This is a genomic window from Streptomyces sp. SID3212, assembly GCF_009865405.1.
In the GTDB taxonomy this organism is placed as follows: Bacteria; Actinomycetota; Actinomycetes; order Streptomycetales; family Streptomycetaceae; genus Streptomyces.
The window spans coordinates 1-9,046 of the sequence record NZ_WWJY01000635.1; the positions used below are offsets into that span (position 1 = coordinate 1).

The window sequence follows — 9,046 nt, forward strand, 5'->3', positions numbered from 1 at the left end:
AAGACCGGGCGCACCCCGCGCAGCACCTCGGAGAGCGCGCCGCCCGAGAGCACCTCGCACAGCTCCGCCGCCGGCATGACGTCGGACTGCGGGTCCAGGACCGGCAGCAGGTCGCCCTCGGCGATCTGGACCGGGATCCCGCCGAGGAAGGTCCCCTCGGAGTCGATCCGGCCGTCCGTGAGCCGCAGCCGGTCCGTGCGGCGCAGCCGCAGGACGAAGGGCGCGATCGGCCGCTCGTCGCCGACGGGCAGCGGATCACGCAGATAGACGAGTATCGCGTCGGAGAACGTGGGCACCGTCGCCCGGCACAGGCCGAGGACGATCTCGTCCAGGTCTATGCCGCGGGCGATCCTGCGGGTGGCCGCTCCCACGAAGCGCAGCCGGTCGCCCTCGCGCCGCGCGGTCCCCGTGGGGTCGAGCGACGCCGTGGTGGGCAGCGCGGGGGCGGGCACGGCGGCGGTTCCCGCCGCCTCCTGCCGCGGCCGCGCGCGTTCCTGCGGCCGGGCAACCAGGGGCTGCCGGCCTTCGTGGGAGGTGGGATGCTCCGTCACGCGTGGGATTCCGTCCGTCCGGGCCGGTGGTGCGATGCGATCGCTTCGACTGGGTCCTGTCCGGTCGATCTTCGTGGATCGGCTGGCGGTTCGTGCGCGTACGACCGGACGGAGCGATGCCCGACACACATGGCTCCACCCCCTCGTAGTGATGTGCGGTCGTGCTCGTAGTGAAGTGCGGTCGTGATGATGTGCGGTCAGGTCGCGCGCTCCGCGGAACCGTTGAGCGGGTGCGGCCTTGCGGAGGACGATCCTACGTTTGAAGCCTGTGGTCGTAGCAAGAGTCTCATGGGCCCGGATCCGGAAGAGCGGGATCCAGTACCGGAATCGGGCCGGAATTCGCCCTCACGGGACGTACGCCGTGGTCGTGGATTCCGTCCTCGCGAGGGTCACGCCGTGGTCCTGGAGTTGACCCGCCGCGTTCCCGAGGGCGCCCGGTCCCAGTCCGCGGGCAGCTCGGGAACCTGCCACGCCGGGTCGGGCCGCCAGTTCTCCCAGCCGTCCTTGAACGGCGCGCCCCAGGCGCCGATCACCTCCAGCGCCGCCCGCCCGGCCTCCTGGACCCGGAGCGCCTGGCGGGCGTCCATCAGGCCGTCCTGCTGCGCCTGGGCGAACTCGTCCTCGTCGCGCCACCGCCACGTACGGTCCGGATAGACGTCGATGTCCAGAAAGTGGTCCTCGGAGTCGACGCCCCCGGCCCAGCGGGTGTGGGGTTCCTCCAGGTTCACGTACCAGCTCTGGAACCGCCAGCCCCGCTCCCACCACAGCCACACCGACCACGGGTCCCCGGGGCGGGCCAGCTTGAGCACGCCCATGCCGTACCACTGGTCGCGCACCACCGTGCGCGGCTTGGTGTAGCGGGTGGGCAGCGGCTCGTGGTGGAGGGCGGTGCCGTCGGCGAGGACCGGCTTCACACACGGCGTACCGGGCGCGAGCCAGGCCGCGAGCAGGTCGTCGGTGTCCTGGACGACCGTGACAGGGCGGCAGATGTGGACGTGGTCCCCGGCGTTCTGCCGGTACCGCCACAGGATCTGGGTGCCGGGCGCCCAGGGCCCGGCCGCTGCCGTGTCTGTCATGCGCAGATCTTAGTGGGAGCGCGCCCAGCGCGCCGGGGGACTTGTCGGATCACGGCCGCGTCATCCGCAGGACGTCCAGGGCCTCGTCCAGCTGCTCCAGGGTGAGGTCCCCGCGCTCCACGTACCCCCCGTCCAGGACGACCTCACGGATCGTCCGCCGGTCGGCCAGCGACCGCTTGACGACCTTCGCGGCCTCCTCGTACCCGATGTACTTGTTCAGCGGGGTGACGACGGACGGCGACGACTCGGCGTACGCGCGGGCCCGCTCGACGTGGGCCGTGATGCCGTCGACCGTACGGTCCGCCAGGAGGACCGAGACGTTGGCGAGCAGCCGTACGGACTCCAGGAGGTTCTTGCCGATGACCGGGAGCATCACGTTCAGCTCGAAGTTCCCGGCGGCGCCGGCCGCGGCGACCGTCGCGTCGTTCCCGGTCACCTGGGCCGCGACCATCAGCACGGCCTCGGGGATCACGGGGTTGACCTTGCCGGGCATGATCGAGGAGCCGGGCTGGAGGTCGGGGAGAGAGATCTCGCCGAGTCCGGTACGGGGGCCCGAGGCCATCCAGCGCAGATCGTTGGCGATCTTGGTGAGGGAGACGGCGAGGGTACGGAGCTGGCCCGAGGTCTCCACCAGGCCGTCGCGCGCGCCCTGCGCCTCGAAGTGGTTGCGGGCCTCGGTGAGCGGCAGCCCGGTCGCGCGGGCGACCTCGGCGATGACGGCGGCGGAGAAACCGGGCGGGGTGTTGATGCCGGTGCCCACCGCCGTACCGCCCAGCGGCAGCTCGGCCAGGCGCGGCAGGGAGGCGGCGAGGCGTTCCACGGCGTAGCGGATCTGGGCCGCGTAGCCGCCGAACTCCTGGCCGAGGGTGACGGGCGTGGCGTCCATCAGGTGCGTACGGCCGGACTTCACGACCGTCGCGAACTCGGCGGACTTGCGCTCCAGGGCGGCGGCGAGGTGCTCCAGCGCCGGGGTCAGCTCGCCGGTGACGGCGGCGGTCGCGGCGATGTGGATGCTGGAGGGGAAGACGTCGTTGGACGACTGCGAGGCGTTGACGTCGTCGTTCGGGTGCACGGGCCGTCCCAGGCGCTCGGTGGCGAGCGTCGCGAGCACCTCGTTGATGTTCATGTTCGAGGAGGTGCCGGAGCCGGTCTGGAAGACGTCCACCGGGAAGTGCTCGTCCCAGCGGCCCTCGACCACCTCGGCCGCCGCGTCCTGGATGGCGTCGGCAACGTCCTTGCCGATCACCCCGAGGTCGGCGTTCACCTTGGCGGCGGCGGCCTTGACGCGGGCCAGGGCCGCGATGTGGGCGGGCTCCAAGCGCTGACCCGAGATGGGGAAGTTCTCCACGGCGCGCTGCGTCTGGGCCCGCCATTTGGCGTGGGCGGGGACCCGTACCTCACCCATCGAGTCGTGCTCGACGCGGTACTCCTGTGCGGCCCCGGTGCCGGGTGTGTCCTGTGCGTCCTGGGTGTCCTGCGGGTTCTGTGCGTCCTGTGCGTTCATGTGTGACGACCTCCTGTCAGGGCGAAGCGGCTGCCCGACAGGTGTATTCCCACCGGCGCCGCGTCCGCGCGCCGCCGGTGGGGTGGGACCCGTACGGCTGACCCGTACGCCTGGTTCGGGCGTACGGCTCAGGCCAGGCCGGGGCCGCGGACCGGGATGCTGGTGAAGGTCGGCGCGGGGGCCGGTTCGGTGAAGAAGTCGTTCCCCTTGTCGTCCACGACGATGAATGCCGGGAAGTCCTCCACCTCGATGCGCCAGACGGCCTCCATGCCCAGCTCCTCGTACTCGACCACCTCGACCTTCTTGATGCAGTCCTGCGCGAGGCGCGCCGCCGGGCCGCCGATCGAGCCGAGGTAGAAGCCGCCGTGCGCGCCGCACGCGTCGGTCACCTGCTTCGAGCGGTTGCCCTTCGCGAGCATGACCTTCGAGCCGCCGGCCGCCTGGAACTGCTCCACGTAACTGTCCATCCGCCCGGCCGTCGTCGGCCCGAAGGAACCGGACGCGTACCCCTCGGGGGTCTTCGCCGGGCCCGCGTAGTAGACGGGGTGGTCCTTCAGGTACTGCGGCATCTCCTCGCCCGCGTCCAGCCGCTCCTTGATCTTCGCGTGCGCGATGTCCCGCGCCACGACCAGCGGTCCGGTGAGCGAGAGCCGCGTCTTGACCGGGTACTTGGTCAGCTCGGCGAGGATGTCGTCCATCGGCCGGTTGAGGTCGATCCGTACGACGTCCCCCGCCTCGTCCAGGTGCTCGTCGGTCGTGTCGGGGAGGAAGCGCGCGGGGTCCGTCTCCAGCTGCTCCAGGAACACACCCTCGGCGGTGATCTTCGCGAGGGCCTGGCGGTCCGCCGAGCAGGAGACGGCGATCGCGACCGGCAGCGAGGCGCCGTGGCGGGGGAGCCGTACCACCCGGACGTCGTGGCAGAAGTACTTCCCGCCGAACTGCGCGCCGATCCCGATCCGCTGCGTCAGCTCGAAGACCTTCTGCTCCAGGTCCTTGTCCCGGAAGCCGTGGCCCGTGGGCGAACCCTCGGCCGGCAGCTCGTCCAGGTAGTGCGCGGAGGCGTACTTGGCGGTCTTGAGCGCGAACTCCGCCGACGTACCGCCGACGACGATCGCCAGGTGGTACGGCGGGCACGCGGCCGTCCCCAGCGAACGGATCTTCTCCTCCAGGAACTTCATCATGGAGGTCTCGTTGAGGACCGCCTTCGTCTCCTGGTAGAGGAACGACTTGTTGGCGGAGCCGCCGCCCTTCGCCATGAAGAGGAACTTGTACGCGCCGCCGTCGGTCGCGTACAGCTCGATCTGCGCGGGGAGGTTCGAGCCGGTGTTCTTCTCCTCCCACATGGTGAGCGGGGCCATCTGCGAGTAGCGGAGGTTGAGCTTGGTGTACGCGTCGTAGATGCCGTGCGACAGGGCTTCCTCGTCACCGCCCCGGGTGAGGACGTGCTGGCCGCGCTTGCCCATCACGATCGCCGTGCCGGTGTCCTGGCACATGGGGAGGACGCCGGCGGCCGCGATGTTCGCGTTCTTGAGAAGGTCGAGCGCCACGAACTTGTCGTTCGAGGAGGCCTCGGGGTCGTCCACGATCCGGCGCAGCTGGGCGAGATGGGCCGGGCGCAGGTAGTGCGAGATGTCGTGCATGGCCTCGGCGGCCAGGGTGCGCAGCGCCTCCGGCTCGACCGTGAGGAACGTACGCCCGTCGGCCTCGAAGGTGGAGACACCTTCGGCGGTCACCAGGCGGTACGGCGTGGTGTCCTCTCCCAGGGGGAGCAGATCGGAGTACACAAACTCTGGCATTACGGCCATTCCTCACTCGACAGGCGGCGGCGCGGCCTCCATTGGCCGCGCGTTCCCCAGCGTAGGCGGCGGGGCGGGGGCTGTGCCGGTGAGGTGCGCCTCACGGGGGCGGGCCGGTCGGGCCGGTTCCCCTGACCGACGCGTCGTCCGGCCCGCGGACTGCCTCTGGTCGCGATCTATCGCGTTTCGCTACCCTGAGGGTGTGGACCTCGAAAAGCACTCCCAGAAGCCGGTCGAACCGGTGGAGCCCGCGGGTATCCGGGCCTCCGACGCCGACCGAGACCGGATCGCGGACATCCTCCGGGAGGCCCTGGCGGAGGGCCGGCTGGACGCCGAGGAACATTCCGACCGGATCGACGCCGTCTACCGGGCGAAGACCCTGGGTGAACTGCAACCGCTGGTACGGGACTTGCCGGTGGCGGGGGCCGGGACGGGGGACGCCGCCGGTTCGGCGGTCGCGGGCGGCCGGGCGTACGGCTACGGTCCCGACGACCCGACGGCGCCCGCCGAGAACCTCGTCGCGGTGTTCAGCAGCTCGACCCGGAAGGGCCGCTGGCGCATCGGCCGGAGCACGCGCGCGTTCGCGCTCTTCGGAAATGTGGAGATCGATCTCACGGAAGCGCTCTTCGGGCAGCGGACAACCGTGATCAACGCGACGTCCATTTTCGGCAATGTCGAGGTCCGCGTGCCCGAGAACATCTCCCTGCGCGGCAGCGGCACCGGCGTCTTCGGCAACTTCGAGGTCCTGACGCTGGAGGCCGCCGATCCCGAGGCGCCGGTGGTCATCGTGAACGGCTATTCGGTGTTCGGGAACGTCGAGGCCAAGCCCAAGCGGGGCAAGTGGATCACCGATCTGCACCGGCGGTCGCGTAAGCACCTCGGACACTGACGGGCGCCGGGGCCGGGCGGAGGAGCCGGGCGGGCGGGGCAGGGTTGTCCCCGTTGTCCCGGTGGGTTGTCCGGGGGCGATGTTTTCCGGCCAAAGGTGTCCGGTTGTGGTTACGCGTCCGGAATTCCGCACCGCGTTCCGGACTCCGGAACCGCGTGCCACGCAGTGCATAGCGGCGCGTACAGCGGGTAAGGACAGCTGCATCGTCTCTCGCTCGCGAAGCCGTCGTCAGGAGTAGACCCGTGCCGCATCCGCCGCACCAGCCCTTGCAGGTCGCCGCCGTACCGTCCCCGCGGAGTCCCGCCCGGGAGGATCAGGCAGGCCCCTGGCACTCGGAGGCGGTCTGCCGCCGGGACGAAGCCGGGTTGTTCTTCGCCCCTTCCAAGGAGCCGACCGCCTCACGGCTGTCGCGTGAGGAGTCCGCCAAGCGCGTGTGTGGCCGTTGTCCGGTCATGGTCGAGTGCCGGGAGCACGCGCTGCTCCAGCCGGAGCCGTACGGCGTGTGGGGCGGCCTCACCGCCGCCGAGCGCCGCGTGGTGCTGGCGCGGCGCAGGCGCCGTGAGGTGGAGCTGAGGACGGCCGCGGCGGCGAACGACCACATCGCGGCGGCGGGCTGAGGGCCCGTACCCCACCCACGGAAAGGGGCACCCCGCCGCACATGCGGGGCGCCCCTGACGACGGGTTCGACGGTCCTGCTCGCCGTACCTGCCTTTTGTTTGGCTTGTCCTATTTGGCTTGTCCTATTTGGCACGGTCGAAGTCGATGGCGCTGTAGGCGCGCAGCTTGGACAGCCGGTGGGTCGAGTCGATCTGACGGATCGTGCCGGACTTCGAGCGCATGACGAGGGACTGGGTCGTCGCGGTCTCCGAGCGGTAGCGGACCCCGCGCAGCAGCTCGCCGTCCGTGATGCCGGTGGCGACGAAGAAGACGTTGTCACCGCTGACCAGGTCGTCGGTGGACAGGACACGGTCCAGGTCGTGTCCCGCGTCGATCGCCCGCCGGCGCTCCTCGTCGTCCTTGGGCCACAACTTGCCCTGGATGACGCCGCCCAGGCACTTGATGGCGCACGCGGAGATGATGCCCTCGGGGGTCCCGCCGATGCCCAGCAGCAGATCGACGCCCGTACCGTCGCGCGCGGCCATGATCGAACCGGCCACGTCGCCGTCCGAGATGAACTTGATCATGGCGCCGGTCTCGCGGATCTCCCGCACGACGGTGTCGTGGCGGGGCCGGTCGAGGACGACGACCGTGAGGTCCTCGGGGGAGACGTGCTTGGCCTTGGCGACGCGGCGGATGTTGACGGAGACGGGCGCGTTGATGTCGACGAAGTCGGCGGCCTCGGGGCCGGTGACGAGCTTGTCCATGTAGAAGACGGCGGACGGGTCGAACATCGCGCCCCGGTCGGCCGCGGCCAGGACGGCGATCGCGTTGGGCATGCCCTTGGCGTTCAGGGTCGTACCGTCGATGGGGTCCACGGCGATGTCGACCTCGGCGCCGGTGCCGTCGCCGACGTGCTCGCCGTTGAACAGCATCGGGGCTTCGTCCTTCTCGCCCTCACCGATGACCACGACGCCGTTCATCGACACGGTCGAGACGAGCGTGCGCATGGCGTTGACGGCGGCGCCGTCGGCACCGTTCTTGTCACCGCGCCCGACCCACCGGCCGGCCGCCATGGCGGCCGCCTCGGTGACCCGGACCAGCTCCAGCGCCAGGTTGCGGTCGGGGGCTTCGGGAGACACTTCCAGCGGGGGCGGCAGCTGACTGTCGGACATCGGAGCGCACCTTTCTGTGCGGTGACGACCGGAAAAGAGGGTGATACGACTCTATCCGTACAGCGACAGATTGAGCAGAGGGGCCCACGGATGAGCGGCGTGGGCGTGATGCGACGATGGGGCCGTGGCAGAGGCAGAGACAGAGGTACAGGCAGAGACAGAGAAGCGAGGCAGAGGCAGACAGTCCGTACGGGACATGTTCCTGTCGATGCTGGTCATCGGCGCGGTCGTCGCCGTGATCTACGTGTTCATCCCGCACGACGAGAAGGCCGACCCGGTCCGGGCGGTCGACTACCGCGTCGAACTCCTCACGGCGCGGCGCGCGGCCCCGTACCCGGTGGTGGCGCCGACGGGCCTGACGGACGGCTGGAAGCCCACGTCGGTCTCGTACGAGCGGCAGAACGCGGACGCGTGGCACCTCGGCTATCTCGACCCCGACGGGGAGTACGTCGCCGTGGAGCAGTCCACGATGCCGGCGAAGAAGTACGTCACGGGGGTCACGCAGCGGGCCGAGAACACGGGCAGGACGCAGGAGGTGGCCGGCGAGACGTGGCAGCGCTGGGACGGCCCCAAGTACGACGCGCTGGTCCGCACGGAGGCGGGCGCGACGACGGTGGTCACGGGCACGGCGTCGTACGAACGCCTGGCCCAGATGGCGGCGGCGCTGGGGACGGACCCGGCGGCGGGCTGACGCCGGTGGCGGGGGGCGCGCCCGGGGGCGGCCCGGCCTGCCGGTGGTCTTCGCAGCCGCATGGCCGCCTTTCGCGCCCGACGACGACGCTTTGCCCGCCGGCCGGCGGGAGCCGGTTCCCGGTTCGGCGTCGGTTCGGCTCCTACTCCTAGCGGTCGGCGGGCGCTCGCGCGGCGGACGGATCCCCTCTGGATCCGCTGACCGCCGGCCCGGCTGGCGGAGTCTTCCGGTAGGCGCTGGGTGGGCTGGGCTCGCTCAGCCCTCGCTCAGCCCTCGCCCGGCTCGGAGTCGGCGGTGTCGTCCGCCAGGGACGCGTCGAGGCGGGCGCGGGCGCCCTCCAGCCAGTGGCGGCACACCTTCGCCAGCTCCTCGCCCCGCTCCCAGAGCGCCAGCGAGTCCTCCAGCGTCGTCCCGCCCGCCTCCAGCCGGCGCACGACCTCGATCAACTCGTCCCGTGCCTGCTCGTAGCCGAGCGCGGCCTTCTCATCCGTCGTGGCCATGCGATCCATCCTCCATACGGGCCGGCGTACGAGCCGACAGGCGAACCGGCGGGTGAGCCGGCCCGGTGGAACAAGTCGAACGAGCGGAACAGTCCGGACGCGCGGCACGGGCACGGTCGGCGGCGTGCGCGATGTGGGCCATTTGAGTGGTGTCGCCCGGCCGAACGGCACCGATGAGACGGGAACCATCCGTGGCGCGGCCCACATGGGCCGAGCCCACGGCGCCTGCGGCGCCCACGGCGCCTGCGGCGCCCACGGCGCCTGCGG

General features: G+C 71.0%; 8 protein-coding genes and 1 pseudogene. 3 read left to right on the forward strand and 6 right to left on the reverse strand.

What is annotated here, in order from left to right; translation table 11 throughout:
- The 4 genes and pseudogenes from GT042_RS18895 to GT042_RS18910 form a co-directional block, all read right to left on the reverse strand.
- A pseudogene (locus GT042_RS18895) lies at nucleotides 1-551 on the reverse strand (serine/threonine protein phosphatase); the annotation flags it as partial.
- A gap of 389 nt (nucleotides 552-940) precedes the next feature.
- Entirely contained in the window at nucleotides 941-1,627 is a 687-nt protein-coding gene (locus GT042_RS18900; RefSeq protein WP_161309899.1) for a DUF402 domain-containing protein, read from the reverse strand.
- 49 nt (nucleotides 1,628-1,676) lie between these two features.
- Complete coding sequence (locus GT042_RS18905; RefSeq protein WP_161309900.1) at nucleotides 1,677-3,131, reverse strand: class II fumarate hydratase; 1,455 nt, start codon at nucleotides 3,129-3,131, stop codon at nucleotides 1,677-1,679.
- 128 nt (nucleotides 3,132-3,259) lie between these two features.
- On the reverse strand, nucleotides 3,260-4,927 hold the full coding sequence (locus GT042_RS18910; RefSeq protein ID WP_161309901.1) for a fumarate hydratase: 1,668 nt from the start codon (nucleotides 4,925-4,927) through the stop codon (nucleotides 3,260-3,262).
- A gap of 202 nt (nucleotides 4,928-5,129) precedes the next feature.
- Between GT042_RS18910 and GT042_RS18915 the strand changes: the two genes are divergently transcribed.
- Nucleotides 5,130-5,816 (forward strand): DUF1707 and DUF2154 domain-containing protein, encoded by a 687-nt coding sequence (locus GT042_RS18915; RefSeq protein ID WP_161309902.1) that lies wholly within the window; start codon nucleotides 5,130-5,132, stop codon nucleotides 5,814-5,816.
- A 242-nt stretch (nucleotides 5,817-6,058) separates the two neighbouring features.
- On the forward strand, nucleotides 6,059-6,433 hold the full coding sequence (locus GT042_RS18920; RefSeq protein ID WP_161309903.1) for a WhiB family transcriptional regulator: 375 nt from the start codon (nucleotides 6,059-6,061) through the stop codon (nucleotides 6,431-6,433).
- Between the two features lie 123 nt (nucleotides 6,434-6,556).
- Here the strand turns inward: GT042_RS18920 and glpX are convergent, their stop codons facing one another.
- Nucleotides 6,557-7,588, reverse strand: coding sequence for a class II fructose-bisphosphatase (gene glpX / locus GT042_RS18925; protein ID WP_161309904.1), 1,032 nt, complete (start codon nucleotides 7,586-7,588; stop codon nucleotides 6,557-6,559).
- 124 nt (nucleotides 7,589-7,712) lie between these two features.
- Here glpX and GT042_RS18930 point away from each other — a divergent pair, with 124 nt between their 5' ends.
- Nucleotides 7,713-8,279 carry a DUF4245 domain-containing protein gene (locus GT042_RS18930; protein WP_345943830.1) on the forward strand — a complete coding sequence of 189 codons (567 nt, stop codon included), beginning with the start codon at nucleotides 7,713-7,715 and terminating at the stop codon, nucleotides 8,277-8,279.
- Nucleotides 8,280-8,545: 266 nt separating this feature from the next.
- Here GT042_RS18930 and GT042_RS18935 read toward each other — a convergent pair whose 3' ends face one another.
- Nucleotides 8,546-8,779: an exodeoxyribonuclease VII small subunit gene (locus tag GT042_RS18935; protein WP_237530935.1), complete on the reverse strand. Its 234-nt coding sequence runs from the start codon at nucleotides 8,777-8,779 to the stop codon at nucleotides 8,546-8,548.
- Between the last annotated feature and the right edge of the window lie 267 nt (nucleotides 8,780-9,046).